Genomic DNA, 17,422 nt, shown 5'->3' with positions numbered 1-17,422 from the left:
GGCGACCGGTGAGGTCGGGTAGGGAGTAGGATCTTCCGTCCGCCGCTCCCCCCGCGCCGCATCCCCCCGAGGCCCATGCACACCACACCAGAGACCACCGACTCCGTCCGCGACCGCGAGATCGCGGAGGAGCAGCGCCACCTCGACACCGTCTACCGGCGCTTGGAGGAGAAGCTCGCCGAGGCCGAGTACATCCTCGAGGACGCCGCCAAGCGCGTGCAGGTCGGCACCCCCGGCGCCCTCGCCGAGCGGGACGCCCAGGTCTTCCGGGCCGGTGCGCACCTGCAGCGCCTGAACAACGAGTTCGAGGACTTCCTCTTCGGCCGGATCGACCTCCAGCAGGCCGATGCCCCCGAGGAGCACGGCATCCCCTCGCAGACCCCGCTGGACCCGGCCGACCCCGCCGTCGCGGAGACCCTGCACATCGGCCGCCTCGGCGTGCTCGACGCCGAGTACGGCCCGCTGGTGATCGACTGGCGCGCCCCCGCCGCCGCCCCGTTCTACCGCTCCACCCCGCTGGAGCCGGGCCGGGTCGTCCGCCGCCGGGTGATCCGCTCCAAGGGCCGCAAGGTCATCGGCGTCGAGGACGACCTGCTGCGTCCCGACCTGGCGCCGACCCTGGACGGCCGCGAGCTGGCCGTGGTCGGCGACGGCGCCCTGATGGCCTCGCTGGGCCGGGCCCGCAGCCACACCATGCGCGACATCGTCTCCTCGATCCAGAAGGAGCAGGACGAGGTCATCCGGGCCGCTGCGGCCGGCGCCACGCTGGTCACCGGCGGGCCGGGCACCGGCAAGACCGCCGTCGCGCTGCACCGCGCCGCCTTCCTGCTGTACCAGGACCGCCGCCGCTACGCGGGCGGCATCCTGGTGGTCAGCCCCACCCCGCTGCTGGTCTCGTACACCGAGGGCGTGCTGCCCTCGCTGGGCGAGGAGGGCCAGGTCGCGATCCGGGCGGTGGGCAGCCTGGTCGACGGCATCGAGGCGGCCCGCTACGACTCTCCGGAGACCGCGCGGGTCAAGGGCTCGGGCAGGATGGTCCAGCTGCTGCGCAGGGCCGCCAGGGCGGCCCTGGAGTCCGGTGCGCCCTCCGAGCTCAAGGTCTTCGCCCGGGGCGAGGCGCTGCGGCTGGACGCGGGCCGTCTGAAGGCGCTGCGCTCGGCCGTGATCGGCAGTGGCGGCACCCCGCTGAACCTGCTGCGCCCGAGGGCCCGCCGACTGCTGCTGGACGCCCTGTGGCAGGACGTCACCCGGAACCTGCCGAAGCCGACGAGCCACTTCGAGCGCGAGCAGCGCCAGGACGAGCGGGAGGCCTTCGACGAGTACGTCTCCGACGAGGCGGTCTTCCTGGACTTCCTGGAGGCCTGGTGGGCGCCGCTCACCCCGCGCCGGGTGCTGGCGACGCTGCGCCATCCGCGGCACACCAACCGGATCGCCCGCCGCGCGGTGACCCCGGAGGAGTCGCGGCTGCTGGCGGCGTCCTGGCGGCACCTGGACCAGCGGGGCGAGGGTGCGCTGTCGGCGCACGACGTGGCGCTGGTCGACGAGCTGCAGGTGCTGCTCGGCGAGCCGGCCCGTCCGAAGGTGCGCGAGGTGGACGCGGTGGACCTGCTGTCGGGTCTGGACGAGGTCACCACGTACGCCGACCGCACGGCCCGGCAGCGCGAGCGCGTCCCGGTGGAGCGGACGGAGTACGCGCACGTGATCGTGGACGAGGCGCAGGACCTCACGCCGATGCAGTGGCGGATGATCGGCAGGCGGGCCCGGATGGCCACCTGGACGATCGTCGGCGACCCGGCGCAGTCCTCCTGGCCGTTCCCGGCGGAGGCGCAGTCCGCCATGGACGAGGTGCTCTCCGGCAAGCCGCGGCGCCGCCACACGCTGACCGTGAACTACCGCAACCCGGCGGAGATCGCCGAGGTGGCGGCGAAGGTGCTGGCGCTGGCCGCGCCGGGCACGCCGTCGCCGAGCGCGGTGCGCTCGACCGGCCTCGAGCCGCGGTTCGCGGCCGTCCGGGAGACCGGGGCGGAGGCCTTCGGCCGGGCCGCCCGGTCGGAGCTGGAGCGGCTGCTGGGCGAGGTGGACGGCACCGTGGCGGTCGTCGTGCCGATGGACCGCCGGGAGGAGGCGGCCGGCTGGGCGGAGGGCCTGGGCGACCGCGTGGTGGCGCTGGGCAGCCTGGAGGCGAAGGGCCTGGAGTACGACGCGACGGTGGTCGCCGACCCGACCGGCATCGCGGGGGAGTCGGAGGCCGGCCTGCGGGTGCTGTACGTGGCGCTGACCCGCGCCACCCAGCGGCTGACGGTGCTCTCGGGCCCGGACGACCTGCCGGACTCCGACGGCGTGCCCGCCCTGCTGCACGGCTGACCGGCCGCCGGGACCGCACCGGCCGCCGAGGGACTGCGGAGACGACGAAGGCCCCCACCGGGAGGTGGGGGCCTTCTCACGTCGATGACACCGACCCGCCATGCTCGCCTCGCGGCAAGTGGTCGCTCGAAGCGACGAAGGTTGGGCCCGGGGGCTTGGATCGAGCCGGTGTCCCGTCCAATGTAACGCATCGGCTCGGGACGCCAAGGCCGCGGCGGGAGATTTTCGGCGGAGCACACGAGTGGCCCTGCCCCGCCGTGCGGTGCCCTTTGTGGGTTCTGCACACTCAATGAACTTTATTTCTGGCTACCGCCCGGTAAGTGCGACGATCGAGATCGGACAGCCCTCAAGAGCGGACGGAAGAAGGACGTCGATGGCGACGGTGCCCAGTGTCTCCAACTCGATCACTGTGCGGCTGGAGGTCCCGGCCCGGGGCAACGCCGTCAGCGCGATCACCACGGCCGTCGAGTCCTCCGGGGGTTCGGTCACCGGTCTCGACGTCACCGCCTCCGGCCTGGAGTCGCTGCGCATCGACGTGACCGTCGCGGCCGCCTCGGTGGCCCACGGCGAGGAGATCGTCGAGAAGCTCCGCACGATCGACGGCGTGAGCATCGGCAAGGTCTCCGACCGTACGTTCCTGATGCACCTCGGCGGCAAGATCGAGATGTCCTCGAAGCTGCCGATCCGCAACCGCGACGACCTCTCGATGATCTACACCCCGGGTGTCGCCCGGGTCTGCATGGCGATCGCCGAGAACCCGGAGGACGCCCGCCGCCTCACCATCAAGCGCAACAGCGTCGCCGTGGTCACCGACGGCTCCGCGGTGCTGGGCCTCGGCAACATCGGCCCCAAGGCCGCGCTGCCGGTGATGGAGGGCAAGGCCGCGCTGTTCAAGCGCTTCGCCGGCATCGACGCCTGGCCGATCTGCCTGGACACCCAGGACGCCGACGAGATCGTCGCCATCGTGAAGGCCATCGCCCCCGGCTTCGCCGGCATCAACCTGGAGGACATCTCCGCCCCGCGCTGCTTCGAGATCGAGGCCCGGCTGCGGGAGGCGCTGGACATCCCGGTCTTCCACGACGACCAGCACGGCACCGCGATCGTCGTCCTGGCGGCGCTGACCAACGCGCTCAAGGTGGTCGGCAAGGACATCGCCGACATCCGCGTGGTGATGTCGGGCGCCGGCGCTGCGGGCACCGCGATCCTCAAGCTGCTGCTGGCCGCGGGCGTGGAGCACGCCACCGTCGCCGACGTGCACGGCGTCGTCCACGCCGGGCGGGACGACCTCAACGACAACCTGCGCTGGATCGCCGCGCACACCAACCGCTCCGGCCGCACCGGCAGCCTCAAGGAGGCCGTGTCCGGCGCCGACGTCTTCATCGGCGTCTCGGCCCCGAACGTGCTGGACGGCGACGACCTGGCCACGATGGCGGAGGACGCGATCGTCTTCGCGCTGGCCAACCCCGACCCGGAGGTCGACCCGGCGATCGCCCGGCAGACCGCCGCGGTGGTCGCCACCGGCCGCAGCGACTTCCCGAACCAGATCAACAACGTGCTGGTCTTCCCCGGCGTCTTCCGCGGCCTGCTGGACGCGCAGAGCCGGACGGTCGACACCGACATGATGATCGCCGCGGCCCGGGCGCTGGCCACCACGGTCGCGGACGACCAGCTCAACGCCAACTACATCATCCCGAGCGTCTTCCACCCGGACGTCGCCAAGACCGTGGCGGCGGCCGTCCGGGAGGCCGCGCTGGCCGCCCGGGAGGGCCAGGAGCAGGTTCCGGCGCGTCCGACACCGGGCATCGTCGGCACCCTCGACACGTCGTCCTTCCCGGTCGTCGGCATCTGACCGGAGTGTTGTTCTTGACCGCTCAGGTGTGCGAACGACGCCGCGGTCGCCAGACCCGCCCCTTCCCCTTGCGACACAAGGGGAAGGGGCGTGTTTGGGCTTGTCGGTGCCAGGGCGTACGGTAGCCCTGCACGGGGGTGGCGTGTCCGACAAGTACGGAACGTCCCTCCCGGTTTTCCGGCGTGTCGTCCAGGCCGCCGCCCGTTCCGGTCCGCCGGAGCCGACGGAGCGTCACACCTCCGCCGGACGGGTGGGGTTCGGGGCGGCGTCGCCGGTGGCCGATTGGCTTTCTCAGTGCCGGTCGGGGCAGGATTCGTACCCGGGCGGGCGGTTTGCGGCGCTTCGGGGCCGGAGCCCGGCCCCTGACCACCCCTCGCCTGAACGAGCACCAGTGTGCGGACCAGCGGCCCATCCGGGTTCCCCCGGAGGGGGCGACCGATGGGGCCCCCGCACACCGCAAGCAACAGACCACAGGAGTACACATGAACCGCAGTGAGCTGGTGGCCGCGCTGGCCGAGCGCGCCGAGGTGACCCGCAAGGACGCCGACGCCGTTCTGGCCGCCTTCGCCGAGGTCGTCGGTGAGGTCGTCGCCAAGGGTGACGAGAAGGTCACCATCCCCGGCTTCCTGACCTTCGAGCGGACGCACCGCGCTGCGCGCACCGCCCGCAACCCGCAGACCGGCGACCCGATCCAGATCCCGGCCGGCTACAGCGCCAAGGTCAGCGCCGGTTCCAAGCTGAAGGAAGCCGCCAAGGGCGCCTGAGGCTCGTAGCAGCCCGAGAACCACGATGGCCGGCCTCCCCCTCGGGGAGGCCGGCCATCGGCCGTGCTGGGGCCGTCAGACGGTCACCGGCTCCTCGCTGGGCAGCTCGACGTGGGCGCCGAGGTCGCGCAGCTTGGCCATGAAGTTCTCGTAGCCGCGGTTGATCAGGTCGATGCCGTGCACGGTCGAGGTGCCCTCGGCCGCCAGCGCCGCGATCAGGTACGAGAAGCCGCCGCGCAGGTCCGGGATGATCAGCTCGGAGCCGATCAGCTTGGACGGGCCGGAGACCACCGCGGAGTGCCGGAAGTTGCGGGCGCCGAAGCGGCAGGGGGTGCCGCCGAGGCACTCGCGGTAGAGCTGGATGTGCGCGCCCATCTGGTTCAGCGCGCCGGTGAAGCCGAGGCGGGACTCGTACACCGTCTCGTGGACGATGGACAGGCCGTTGGCCTGGGTCAGCGCGACGACCAGCGGCTGCTGCCAGTCGGTCTGGAAGCCGGGGTGCACGTCGGTCTCCAGGGCGATCGCCTTGAGCTCGCCGCCCGGGTGCCAGAAGCGGATGCCCTCGTCGTCCACCTCGAAGGCGCCGCCGACCTTCCGGAAGGTGTTCAGGAAGGTCATCATCTCGATCTGGCGGGCGCCGCGGACGTAGATGTCGCCCTTGGTGGCCAGCGCGGCGCACGCCCAGGACGCGGCCTCCAGGCGGTCCGGCAGCGCCTTGTGGTTGTAGCCGCCCAGCTCGTCCACACCGGTGATCAGGATGGTGCGGTCGGTGCCCATCGAGATGATCGCGCCCATCTTCTGCAGCACGCAGATGAGGTCGACGATCTCCGGCTCGACGGCCGCGTTGCGCAGCTCGGTGACACCCTCGGCGAGCACCGCGGTCAGCAGCACCTGCTCGGTCGCGCCGACCGAGGGGTAGGGCAGCTCGATCTTGGTGCCGTGCAGGCGCTGCGGGGCGACCAGGTAGGTGCCCTGCGGGTGCTTCTCGATGGTGGCGCCGAACTGGCGCAGCACCTCGAAGTGGAAGTCGACCGGCCGGCCGCCGATGTCGCAGCCGCCCAGGCCCGGGATGAACGCGTGGCCGAGCCGGTGCAGCAGCGGGCCGCAGAACAGGATCGGGATGCGCGAGGAGCCGGCGTGCGCGTCGATGTCGGCGACGTTGGCGCTCTCGACGTGCGAGGGGTCGAGGATCAGCTCGCCGTCCTCGTCGCCGGTGCGGACGGTCACGCCGTGCAGCTGCAGCAGACCCCGGACGACCTTGACGTCGCGGATGTCCGGCACGTTGCGCAGCCGGCTCGGGCCCTGGCCGAGCAGTGCGGCGACCATGGCCTTGGGGACCAGGTTCTTGGCACCGCGGATCTGGATCTCGCCTTCGAGCGGGTTACCGCCGTGGACCAGCAGGAGGTCGTCGGTCATCGTTCTCGCAATCCGGGGTGCGCAGGGGGTTTTTTCGGCTGCGGGGCAGGGGGAGACGCGAGTGGAAGGTCTTTCCACCGTCGGCGAAAGCCCTTCCACCATCCATAGATGGTAGAGGGTGGGCGATTGGTTCCCGTGTGCCCCTTTGGTGATCATGCTCCGGAGGCTCCGCGGAGGCCCGCCGACGCCCACCGGGTACGGCCGTCCGGGTGGTCCGTGCCCGGTGTTCCCGGGCCCCCGGGGCCGGGCCCGGCGGGGGTCGAGGAGGTTTCGTGTTGGATGCCCGTACCGGGCCGTACTGCGGGATCATGTGGACATGACCGCGGCCCTCTCCCACACCGGCCGACTGCTCGTCGCGACGCCCGTGCTCACCGATCCGAACTTCGCGCGAGCGGTGGTACTGCTGCTCGACCACGACGACCAGGGCGCGCTCGGGGTGGTGCTGAACCGGCCGACCCCGGTCGAGGTCTCGACCGTGCTGGACGGCTGGGCCGACCTGACCGGCCAGCCCGCCGTCGTCTTCCAGGGAGGGCCGGTGGCCCTCGACTCCGCGCTGGCCATCGCGGTCGTCCCCGGCGAGCCCGGCCACGGCGAGCCGATCGGCTGGCGGCGGGTGCACGGTGCGATCGGCCTGGTCGACCTGGAGGCACCGCCCGAGGTCCTGATGGGCGAGCTCGGCGCGCTGCGGGTGTTCGCCGGGTACTCCGGCTGGTCGCCGGGGCAGCTGGAGACGGAGATCGCCGAGGGTGCCTGGTACCTGGTCGACTGCGAGCCGGGGGACGTCTCCAGCCCCGAGCCGGAGCGGCTGTGGCGCTCGGTGCTGCGCCGCCAGCGCGGCCCGCTGGCGATGCTGGCGACCTACCCGGACGATCCGACCATGAACTGAGCGCCGCGCCGCCCCGGGCGCCCGGTGCGCTACTGGCCCGCTTCGGAGCGGCGCCCATAGACTTGGCACCCATGAGCACTCTTGAGCCCGAGCGCGGACTCGGCACCGGCACCCTGGTCGAGCCCGTTCCCCAGGTGTCCCACGGGGACGGCGACCACGAGCGCTTCGCGCACTACGTCCAGAAGGACAAGATCATGGAGAGCGCCCTCTCCGGGTCTCCCGTGGTGGCGCTCTGCGGCAAGGTCTGGGTCCCCGGCCGCGACCCGAAGAAGTATCCGGTCTGCCCGATGTGCAAGGAGATCTTCGAGGGTCTCGGCCAGGGCGGCGGCGACGGCGGCGACGACAAGTAACGCGGAGTCCGGCCGGCAGTGGTCTGTACCACTGCCGGTCGACGGGGCAGGATGGCCCGCATGGATCTCATCCCCGCCCCCCGGCACCTGAAGGTCTTCCACGGCGACCTCGGCCCGTGGAGCTTCCGGCTGCGGCCGGACACCCGGATCGCCGCCGCCGACGGGGCGCAGGGCGTCGCCCGCTGGCTGCGCGCCGAGCTGTCCGCCGCCACCGGCTTCACCTTCGACGCCTGCACCCCCGAGCAGGGCCGCCTCGGCACGCAGACGATCCACCTGGAGTTCGACCCCGAGCTGCGCGCCACCGCCGGCCGCGAGGCCTACGGGCTGTCCGTCAACGACTACGGCGCCTTCCTGCGCGGCGGCGGCCGCCCCGGCCTGTTCTACGCCGCGCAGACCCTGCGGCAGATGTTCGACCCGCGGATCTACCGCCGTGCCCCACTGCCCGGCACGGACTGGGTGCTGCCCTCCGTGCAGGTCGAGGACGCGCCCCGGTTCGGCTGGCGAGGCGTCCTGCTGGACGTCGCCCGGCACTTCCTGCCCAAGGCCGACGTGCTGCGCTTCCTCGACCTGATGGCCGCGCACAAGCTGAACGTCCTGCACCTGCACCTCACCGACGACCAGGGCTGGCGGGTCGAGATCCGGCGCCACCCGCGGCTCACGGAGGTCGGCGCCTGGCGGGAGCGCTCGATGGTCGGCTACCGCTCCGGCGGCCGCCGCGACGACCGGCCGCACGGCGGCTACTACACCCAGGACGACCTGCACGAGATCGTCGCGTACGCCGCCAAGCGGCACATCACCGTCGTGCCCGAGATCGACCTGCCCGGCCACGCGCAGGCCGCCCTCGCGGCCTACCCCGAGCTCGGCAACACCGACGTGGTGGACACCGCCGCACTCGGCGTCTGGACGGACTGGGGGGTCAACCCCAATGTGCTCAACGTCTCGGACGCCACCCTGCGCTTCTTCGAGGGCGTGCTGGAGGAGGTGCTGGAGATCTTCCCGTCCGAGTTCGTCCACCTCGGCGGCGACGAGTGCCCCAAGGACCAGTGGCGGGCCAGCCCGGCCGCGCAGGCCCGGATGGCGGAGCTCGGCCTGGCCGACGAGGACGCCCTGCAGAGCTGGTTCATCGGGCACTTCGACCGCTGGCTGGCCGACCGCGGCCGCCGGCTGATCGGCTGGGACGAGATCCTCGAGGGCGGCCTCGCACCGGGCGCCGCGGTCTCCTCCTGGCGCGGCTACGAGGGCGGCATCGCCGCCGCCCGGGCGGGCCACGACGTGGTGATGTGCCCCGAGCAGCACGTCTACCTGGACCACCGGCAGGCCCCGGGGGAGGACGAGCCGGTCCCGGTCGGCTACGTCCGCACGCTCGAGGACGTCTACCGCTTCGAGCCCGTCCCGCCGGAGCTCGACGGGGCCGCCGCCGCCCGGGTGATCGGCACCCAGGCCAACCTCTGGACCGAGTTCATGACGAGCGCCCGGGACATCGACTACCGGGCCTTCCCGCGCCTCGCCGCCTTCGCCGAGGTCGCCTGGTCCGACCTGCCGCGCGAGCCCGGCGCGCGGGACTGGACCGGCTTCGAACGCCGGATGGCCGCCCACTACCCGCGGCTGGACGCGCTCGGCGTCGAGTACCGGCCGCCCGGCGGCCCGCACCCGTGGCAGCGCCGGCCCGGCGTCGCGGGCAGGCCGACTGAGGGCCCCTGAGCCCCGGGAGGTGCCCCCGCGCGCCCCCTTGCGGAGCACCCGCACGCCGTCGGGGGACACGCCCCGGCGGCCCCGGGGCGGCGTCGACGGTGCGGCGGACGGGTCGCCCCTGATGCCGCGACAGGTCAACATCCGATGAACATCCGCGCAGAAGGGTTCCGCTTCGGTTCGTTTTGTGGCCTGATTCGTCCGGTATTGCTCTCGCCCCCGCAGCACCCGGCAAGTGATCATCCGGCATTGTGTGCCAGAGTTGCCCAACCCGGCCCGATCGCCCGTACCCTACGGGCCAGGCCGCACTGCCGGTGGGGAGGGCAGGGCAGTTGATGAGCAAGTGGAGCACGGTGGAATCCTGGTGAACCGGACGATCATGCTGCCGGCCTCGGTCGACGAGGCCGTCGAAGCGCTGGCCGCGACCCCGGGAGCCGTCCCGGTGGCCGGCGCGACCGACCTCATGGAGGCGGTCAACGCAGGCCGGCTGCGCCCCGCCGCCCTGATCGGCCTCGGCCGGATCACCGAACTGCGCGGCTGGCGCTACGAGGACGGCGGCACCGCCGTACTCGGCGCCGGACTCACCCACGCCCGGATGGACCGCCCCGACTTCGCCGCGCTCATCCCCGCCCTCGCCGACGCCGCCCGCACCGCGGGCCCCCCGCAGATCCGCAACGTCGGCACCCTCGGCGGCAACATCGCCACCGCCGCGGCCGCCGGCGACACCCTCCCCGTGCTCGCCGTCCTCGACGCCACCGCCACCCTCGCCCGGGCCGGCGGCAGCCGCGACGTCCCGATCACCCACCTGCTCACCGGCCTCGACCCGCTGCGCCCCGGCGAACTCCTCACCTGGGTGCGCGTCCCGCTGCTGCACGCCCCCCAGGTCTTCCTCAAGGCCGGCGGCCGCAGCGGCCCGGCCCGCGCCGCCGCCTCCGTCGCCGTCGTCCTCGACCCCGCCCGGCGCGCCGTGCGCTGCGCCGTCGGCGCGGTCGCCCCCGTGCCGCTGCGGCCGCACGAGGCCGAGGCCTGGGTCGCCGGCTGCATCGACTGGGACGCCCGCGGGGAGGACGGCGCCCAGCCGATCGACCCCGCGGCGCTCGCCGCCTTCGGCGAGTACGCCGCCGGCGCCTGCGTCCCCGACGCCGCCCTGGAGGGGGCGAACGAGGGGGCGAGGGCCACCCTGGTCCGCCAGCGGCGTACCGTGGCTGTGCTGGCCCGCCGGGCACTGGGAAGGGCGCTGAAGTGACGGACGAACTCAACGGCCTCGGCGACGTGCGGCCCTGCACCTCGTACACGCTCCGGGTCAACGGCTTCGAACGGCCGGTCAACGACGCGTGGATCGGCGAGAGCCTGCTCTACGTGCTCCGCGAGCGGCTCGGCCTGGCCGGCGCCAAGGACGGCTGCGAGCAGGGCGAGTGCGGCGCCTGTACCGTCCAGGTCGACGGCCAGCTCGTCGCCGGCTGCCTGGTGCCCGCCGCGCTCGCCGCCGACAGCGAGATCGCCACCGTCGAGGGACTCTCCGGCGCCGGCACCGCCAGCGACGTCCAGCAGGCCCTCGCCGAGTCCGGCGCCGTCCAGTGCGGCTACTGCACCCCCGGCCTCGCCATGGCCGTCCACGACCTGCTGCAGCGCAACCACCGGCCCACCGACGTCGAGGCCCGCCAGGCCCTGTGCGGCAACCTCTGCCGGTGCACCGGCTACCGCGGCGTGCTCGCCGCCGTGCAGACCGTCGCCCAGGCCCGCGAGGCCGAACTCGAGGCCGAGCTCACCGCCGCCGAACAGGCCGCGGCCGAGCAGGCCGAGGCCGCGGCCGCCGCCGCACCCGCCGAGCAGCCCCGGCCCGCCGGCCAGCAGTCCGCCGCCGACCTGCCGCTCGCCGGCGAGCTCCCGCTCTACGCCGACTCCGAGCTCTGGGTCGAGGCCGACCAGTACGCCGCCGCCCACCAGGCCCAGGCTCCCGCGGCCCACCCGGCCGCAGGCCCGGCCGACGGCTACGACACCGGCTACTACCAGCCGCCGCAGCCCCCCGGGGGCTACCTCGGCCACGTGCCCGCCCCGGCCGGCCCGCCCGGCCACGAGCCCGCCCCGTACGACACCGGGCGCTACGAGGCCACCCCGGCCCACGGCACCGCCCACGACGGACCGGCCCAGGACGCCACGCCCGCGCACGGCACCCCGTACATCCCGACGCCCGCGCACGGCACCCCCTACGAGGCCGCCCCGTTCGGCGCGACCCCGCCGCACGGCACCCCCGTGCACGACACGGCCGGCTACGACGGCGCCCCCGTCTACGAGAGCGGCTACGAGACCGGCCAGGTCTACGTCGGCGGCGCCGGCTACGAGGCCGCTCCCGGCTACGACGCCCCGGTCTACGAGCCCGCCGCCGGCTACGACCCCGCCGGCTACGCCGTCCGGCCCGCGTACGACGGCACCACCCCCGCCCACGGCATCAGGCTCCCCGAGGACGAGAACGCATGACCGCCCCCACCGAGCAGGAGGCCCCGGCGCCCGAACCGTTCGGTCTCGGCAGCTCCCCGCTGCGCACCGACGCCCTCCCCAAGGCCCTCGGCATCTACCCCTACGCCGCCGACCTGTGGGCCGAGGGACTGCTCTGGGGCGCCGTCCTGCGCTCCCCGCACGCCCACGCCAAGATCGCCTCGGTCGACACCTCCGCCGCACTCGCCCTGCCCGGCGTGCACGCCGTCGTCACCGCCACCGACCTGGCCTCCTGCCCGGCCCCCGGCGACCGCCCGGTCCTCGCCGGGGAGGTCGTCCGCCACCACGGCGAGCCCATCGCCGCCGTCGCCGCCGAGACCCCCGACACTGCCCGGCTCGCCGCCTCGCTCATCACCGTCGAGTACGAGCTGCTGGAGGCCGTCACCGACCCCGAGGCCGCCTTCAACGCCGCGCCGCTGCACCCCGACGGCAACCTCTTCCGGCACCTCCCGCTGCGCACCGGCGACCCGGAGGCCGTCGGCGAGTTCGTCGTCGAGGGCCTCTACCAGGTCGGCCGGCAGGACCCGGCCCCCATCGGCGCCGAGGCCGGCCTCGCCGTGCCCCGCCCCGACGGCGGCGTCGAACTCCACCTCTCCACCACCGACCCGCACGGCGACCGCGACCGCACCGCCGCCTGCCTCGGCCTCGACCCCGACCGGGTCCGCACCGTCGTCACCGGCGTCCCCGGCGCCGCCACCGACCGCGAGGCGCTCTCCTTCCAGGTCCTGCTCGCCCTCCTGGCGCTGCGCACCGGCCGCCCCGTGAAGATGACCCTCACCCGCGAGGAGTCCTTCCACACCCACACCTCCCGGCACCCCGCCCTGCTCCGCTACCGCCACCACGCCGACGCCGAGGGCAAGCTGGTCAAGGTCGAGGCGCAGATCCTGCTCGACGGCGGCGCCTACGCCGACGTCTCCGCCGAGGCGCTCGCCGCCGCGACGGCCTTCGCCGTCGGCCCCTACAACTGCCCCAACGTCTTCGTCGACGCCTGGGCCGTGCGCACCAACAACCCGCCGGCCGGCCGGATGCGCGGCGAGGGCGCCCTGCAGACCTGCTTCGCCTACGAGTCCCAGCTCGACCAGCTGGCCAAGCAGGTCGGCGTCGAGCCGCTGGAGATCCGCCGCCGCAACGCCATGGCCACCGGCGACCCGCTGCCCACCGGCCAGGCCGTCACCTGCCCGGCCCCGGTCGAGGCCCTGCTCGACGCCGTCACCGAACTCCCGCTGCCCGCCCTCCCGGTCGACGACCCGGAGGCCGAGTGGCTGCTCCCCGGCGGGCCCGGCGGCGCCGGCGACCCGGCCGCGGTGCGCCGCGGCATCGGCTACGCCGTCGGCATGGTGCACATGCTCGGCGCCGAGGGCGAGGACGAGGTCTCCACCGCCACCGTCCGGGTCAGCGGCGACCACGCCACCGTGATCTGCGCCGCCGTCGACGCGGGCCAGGGCTTCGCCACGCTCGCCCGGCAGATCGTGCAGAGCGTGCTCGGCGTCTCCGAGGTCTACGTCGCCCCGGTCGACAGCGACCAGTCGCCGGCCGGCCCGTCCGCCCGCGGCCGGCACACCTGGGTGTCCGGCGGCGCCGTGGAGAAGGCCGCGCTGATGGTCCGCCACCAGCTGCTGCAGCCGATCGCCGCCAACTTCGGCATGTCGGTCGAACTGCTCTCCATCGCCGACGGCAAGATCACCTCGTACGACGGCGTGCTGGGCATGCCCGTCGCCGAGGCCCTGGAGGGCAAGGAGCTCTGGGCCACCGCCCAGTGCCGCCCGCACCCCACCGAGCCGCTGGACGAGAACGGGCACGGCGACGCCTTCGTCTCCATCGCGTTCTGCGCGATGCGGGCCGTCGTCGACGTCGACATCGAACTCGGCGCCGTCCGGGTGGTCGACGTCACCGTCGCCCAGGACGTCGGCCGGGCGCTGAACCCCCGCCAGATCGAGGACCGCATCGAGGGCGCCGTCGCCCAGGGCATCGGCCTCGCCCTGATGGAGAACCTCCGCACCGAGGGCGGCCGGCTCGCCAACGCCTCCCTCACCGGCTACCGGCTGCCCACCGCGCTCGACACCCCCGATATCCGGATCGCCTTGCTGCTCGAGGAACGCGACGTGGTCGCGCCCTTCGGTGCCAAGGCGGTGAGCGGCGTCCCCGCGGTCGTCGCCCCCGCCGCGGTCGCCGCGGCCGTCCGCGCCGCCACCGGCATGCCCGTCGGCCGCCTCCCGATCCTCCCCGAGGACGCCACCGTCACCGGCTGACGCACCGTCGCCCGAGGGGCGCGCTGGGGTTGAGGGAGAGTCAGTACACGCCGGACAGACGATACGATCGAAGCGCCCTGTGATCACGGGGGCGTGACGACAACGTACGGGCAGCAGCAGACGACTGACGGGGTAGTGATGACGCTGACCAGGGCCATGCGCGCGCTTGGCGCCACGACATTGGCAGGTGCACTGCTGCTGACGGCCGCCCCGGGGGCGGCCGCGGACCAGGTGCGGGACGGCCAGTGGGCCAACCAGTACTTCCAGCTCGAGAAGGTCTGGTCGGTCACCAAGGGCGAGGGCGTGACCGTCGCCGTCATCGACAGCGGCGTCGACGCCACCCACCCCGACCTCACCGGCCAGGTCCTGCCGGGGTACGACGAGAGCGGCAAGAACCTCAACACGAAGCCGACGGATTCGCACGGCACGGGCATGGCCAGCCTGATCGCCGGGCACGGCCACGGAGGCTCCGCCGGTGTCGTGGGGCTGGCACCCGGTGTGAAGATCCTGCCCGTCTACAAGGGTGACGCCAGCGGCCTCGACGTGATTCCGCAGGGCATCCGGTGGGCCGTCGACCACGGCGCCAAGGTCATCAACATCTCCCAGGCAGCCACGATCACCAACAGCGAGATGGACGGCGCGGTCGCCTACGCCTACCAGCACGACGTGCTGGTCGTGGCCGGTGCGGGCAACACCTCCGGCGCGGTGGCGAATCCGGCGAACCTTCCCGGGGTGCTCGCCGTTGCGGCGGTGGACAAGTCCCTTGAGGTGTGGGCGAAGTCCAACTCCGGGCCCGAGATCCGACTCGCGGCACCCGGCGCGGAGATCGTGAGCGCCGGTAAGTGCGGGACGAGCCAGTACTGCCTTGCCAGCGGTACCTCCGATGCCACCGCCTACGTGTCTGCTGCGGCTGCACTCGTCCGCGCCAAGTTCCCCGATCTCACGGCAGGCCAGGTCGCCAACCGACTGGTCAAGTCGGCGGCCCTTCCGGTTTCGTCCGACGGCGCCAAGCTCCCCGACCTGCGTTTCGGCTACGGCGTCATCCGGCCTTACGAAGCGCTCACCATGGACATCCCGGTCAGCAGCCCGGAGGGGCCGCTGACCAAGCCCGAGGGTGCGGCCGCGCCCGGTGCCGCTTCGCCCGGGGCGGTGGTGCCGAAGCCGGTGACCAAGTCCTCCGGCATCACTCCGCTGCACTTGGTCGCCGGCGCGGCCGTCCTGGTGGTCCTCTTCGTGATCGTGGTCGTCGTGGCCACCCGCAGCCGCCGCAGGCCGCCGAACGGCCCGGTGCCGCCGCAGGGCCCCGCGCCCTACGGTGCCGCACCCGGCTGGCCGCCGGCCCAGCAGCCCTACGGGACGCAGCCCCCGCCTCCCGGTTACCCCCAGCAGCAGCCGTACCAGAACCCGTACCAGGGCGGTAATCCGCCGCGGTGACAGTGTGTCAGTACACGGCCTAGAAGCGATACGATCGGATGCCCTGTCAGGGCGTCAAGCCCCGTTGACGACGGGGTGCAGCAACAACGGGGAAGTACGGACTCCAGGGGGAGGAGTGACATGGCCGACGGATACCGCGTCAACACCGGCGAGCTGGAAGCCGTCGTGAAGCGCCTGCGGGCCCTGCAGCAGGGCCTGAGCGAGTGTGGCAACAAGGCGAAGTACAACACGGTCCTCGTCAGCGACGACTTCGGCGCGAACTTCGACGAGGCGAAGAAGCTCTTCGCCGCACACTCGCAGATGCAGCAGTTCCTGAGCCAGCACATCCAGGAACTCGACTCGCTGATCAACGACTTCGGGGACAAGACGCACGCGGTCACCACCGCGTACCGGACGCGCGAGGACGAGTTCGTCGCCTCGACGAAGTCGATCCAGTCCGGGGGAGCGTGACATGAGCAAGTTCGAACACGAGGACCTGATCCCGCTCAAGCGGATGATCGAGCACTCCCGGCCGGAGCGCGTCCACGAGGTCAGCCAGCACTGGACCAACGTCCAGAAGGAGCTGGAGCAGGCGATCACCGACCTGCAGCGCGCCGTTCAGCACGCCACGGCGAACTGGGAGGGCGCTGCCGCTGACGGCTTCACCAAGCGGGCGACCCTCCTGCAGTCCAGCATGACCAACACGGCAGCCCACGCCCAGAACACGTCCGCCGCCATGAAGTACGCCGGTCAGGCGCTGCAGCAGGCCAAGGAGACCATGGCGCAGATCAAGGTGCCCAGCACCTTCGATCGCGGGGTGAAGCTGGTCGGTGACGGCTTCGACCGCTCCGACGCCCAGTTCAAGGCCGACCTGGCGGGCGGCATGGACCGGATCAGCGCGGTCAACAAGAACTACGGCGAGCTGTCCGCGACCGAGATCTCCCACCAGTACGCCATCGGCGTCATGGAGCACCTGGCCCCGCAGTACACGCAGGCCGCCAGCTACATGCGCCCGCCGCAGACCGGGAACATCCACGAGCCGGAGCGGCCGTTCCCGCCGGAGCCGGAGAACCCCGTCCCGCCGAACACCGTCTGCCCGCCGCCCGTGCCGCCGAAGTACCCGAACGGCGTGCCGGACGACCGGTCGGACAAGCCGGGGCAGGTCGACCCGCAGGGGCCGAAGCAGCAGATCCCGCACACGCCGGCGATCCCGACCCCGCTGCCGGGCGACCTGCCGCCCGGCAGCACGCCGGGGATTCCGACCGGCCCGGTCAACCCGCCGAGCACCAACATCGACAGCCTGCCGCCGGTCGGGACGCACCCGACCCCCGGCGGTGGCGGCACCGGCACGCTGCCCACGAGCCCCGGCGGTGGCGGTGGTCTCGGCGGCGGCAACCTCGGCGGCGGTGGCAGCATCGGCGGCGGAGGTATGATCCCGGGCGGCCTCGGCGGTGGTGCGCTGCCCGGCCGCGGCGGCACGACCGGCGGCGCCGGTCGCGGCGGTGCCACGGGCCCCGGCGGCGGTGCCGGCGGTCGGACCGGCGGCGGCGCGGGCGGTGCCGGTACCGGTGGAGGCGCCGGCCGGCCGGGGATGCCCGGCATGGGCGGCATGCCCGGTGCGGGCGCGGCCGGAGCCGGCGGCAAGGGTGCCGGCGGCAAGGGCGGCAGCGGTCTGGTCCGTCGCGGCGGCGGTGTGATCGGCGGCGCCAAGGGCGGCACCGGCGGCCGCACGTTCACCGAGGGCGGCTCCGGCATCGGCAAGGGCCGGGCCGGGCAGGGCGGTGCCCCCGGCGGCGGCTTCCACGGCGGCAACGCCGCAGCCGGCAAGAAGAAGGACAAGAACAACGGCCAGCGCCCCGACTACCTGGTCGAGGACGAGGAGACCTGGCGCGGCGGCTCGGCCAACCCGCCGGTCATCGACTGACCTGCAGGCCGACGGCGCGGGC

At 73.5% G+C, this 17,422-nt stretch carries 13 protein-coding genes; 12 read left to right on the top strand and 1 reads right to left on the bottom strand.

Annotated elements, in window-relative coordinates:
- Positions 1 to 75 precede the first annotated feature (75 nt).
- The 3 genes from ACQ614_RS13730 to ACQ614_RS13720 all read left to right on the top strand — a co-directional run bounded on the left by ACQ614_RS13730 (position 76) and on the right by ACQ614_RS13720 (position 4,977).
- Positions 76 to 2,364: a HelD family protein gene (locus tag ACQ614_RS13730; protein ID WP_431678836.1), complete on the top strand. Its 2,289-nt coding sequence runs from the start codon at positions 76 to 78 to the stop codon at positions 2,362 to 2,364.
- A gap of 373 nt (positions 2,365 to 2,737) precedes the next feature.
- Entirely contained in the window at positions 2,738 to 4,213 is a 1,476-nt protein-coding gene (locus tag ACQ614_RS13725) for an NAD-dependent malic enzyme (protein ID WP_363487684.1), read from the top strand.
- A gap of 482 nt (positions 4,214 to 4,695) precedes the next feature.
- The gene (locus ACQ614_RS13720; RefSeq protein WP_030271959.1) at positions 4,696 to 4,977 is read left to right on the top strand and encodes an HU family DNA-binding protein; all 282 of its coding nucleotides are present in this window, start codon (positions 4,696 to 4,698) and stop codon (positions 4,975 to 4,977) included.
- A 75-nt stretch (positions 4,978 to 5,052) separates the two neighbouring features.
- Here the strand turns inward: ACQ614_RS13720 and murA are convergent, their stop codons facing one another.
- Complete coding sequence (gene murA, locus ACQ614_RS13715) at positions 5,053 to 6,393, bottom strand: UDP-N-acetylglucosamine 1-carboxyvinyltransferase (protein WP_363487682.1); 1,341 nt, start codon at positions 6,391 to 6,393, stop codon at positions 5,053 to 5,055.
- Positions 6,394 to 6,709: 316 nt separating this feature from the next.
- Between murA and ACQ614_RS13710 the strand changes: the two genes are divergently transcribed.
- The 9 genes from ACQ614_RS13710 (at position 6,710) to ACQ614_RS13670 (ending at position 17,400) form a co-directional block, all read left to right on the top strand.
- Positions 6,710 to 7,279, top strand: a complete 570-nt coding sequence (locus ACQ614_RS13710; protein WP_363487680.1) for a YqgE/AlgH family protein — start codon at positions 6,710 to 6,712, stop codon at positions 7,277 to 7,279.
- A gap of 71 nt (positions 7,280 to 7,350) precedes the next feature.
- The gene (locus tag ACQ614_RS13705) at positions 7,351 to 7,629 is read left to right on the top strand and encodes a DUF3039 domain-containing protein (protein WP_431678835.1); all 279 of its coding nucleotides are present in this window, start codon (positions 7,351 to 7,353) and stop codon (positions 7,627 to 7,629) included.
- A gap of 60 nt (positions 7,630 to 7,689) precedes the next feature.
- The gene (locus tag ACQ614_RS13700) at positions 7,690 to 9,330 is read left to right on the top strand and encodes a beta-N-acetylhexosaminidase (protein ID WP_431678834.1); all 1,641 of its coding nucleotides are present in this window, start codon (positions 7,690 to 7,692) and stop codon (positions 9,328 to 9,330) included.
- A gap of 367 nt (positions 9,331 to 9,697) precedes the next feature.
- Entirely contained in the window at positions 9,698 to 10,564 is an 867-nt protein-coding gene (locus tag ACQ614_RS13695) for an FAD binding domain-containing protein (RefSeq protein WP_431683917.1), read from the top strand.
- Positions 10,561 to 11,796: a 2Fe-2S iron-sulfur cluster-binding protein gene (locus ACQ614_RS13690; RefSeq protein ID WP_431678833.1), complete on the top strand. Its 1,236-nt coding sequence runs from the start codon at positions 10,561 to 10,563 to the stop codon at positions 11,794 to 11,796. Before ACQ614_RS13695 ends, ACQ614_RS13690 begins: the two co-directional genes overlap by 4 nt.
- Complete coding sequence (locus ACQ614_RS13685) at positions 11,793 to 14,063, top strand: xanthine dehydrogenase family protein molybdopterin-binding subunit (RefSeq protein WP_431678832.1); 2,271 nt, start codon at positions 11,793 to 11,795, stop codon at positions 14,061 to 14,063. Before ACQ614_RS13690 ends, ACQ614_RS13685 begins: the two co-directional genes overlap by 4 nt.
- A gap of 138 nt (positions 14,064 to 14,201) precedes the next feature.
- Entirely contained in the window at positions 14,202 to 15,497 is a 1,296-nt protein-coding gene (gene mycP, locus ACQ614_RS13680) for a type VII secretion-associated serine protease mycosin (RefSeq protein WP_431678831.1), read from the top strand.
- A gap of 120 nt (positions 15,498 to 15,617) precedes the next feature.
- The gene (locus ACQ614_RS13675) at positions 15,618 to 15,947 is read left to right on the top strand and encodes a hypothetical protein (RefSeq protein WP_363487670.1); all 330 of its coding nucleotides are present in this window, start codon (positions 15,618 to 15,620) and stop codon (positions 15,945 to 15,947) included.
- 1 nt (position 15,948) lies between these two features.
- Positions 15,949 to 17,400, top strand: coding sequence for a WXG100 family type VII secretion target (locus ACQ614_RS13670; protein WP_431678830.1), 1,452 nt, complete (start codon positions 15,949 to 15,951; stop codon positions 17,398 to 17,400).
- Positions 17,401 to 17,422: the final 22 nt, after the last annotated feature.

This window comes from Kitasatospora dryopteridis, from assembly GCF_050749075.1.
Taxonomy (GTDB): Bacteria; Actinomycetota; Actinomycetes; order Streptomycetales; family Streptomycetaceae; genus Kitasatospora.
The sequence above is the reverse complement of the archived record's forward strand: the minus strand, read 5'-3'. Positions and strand labels throughout refer to the sequence as shown.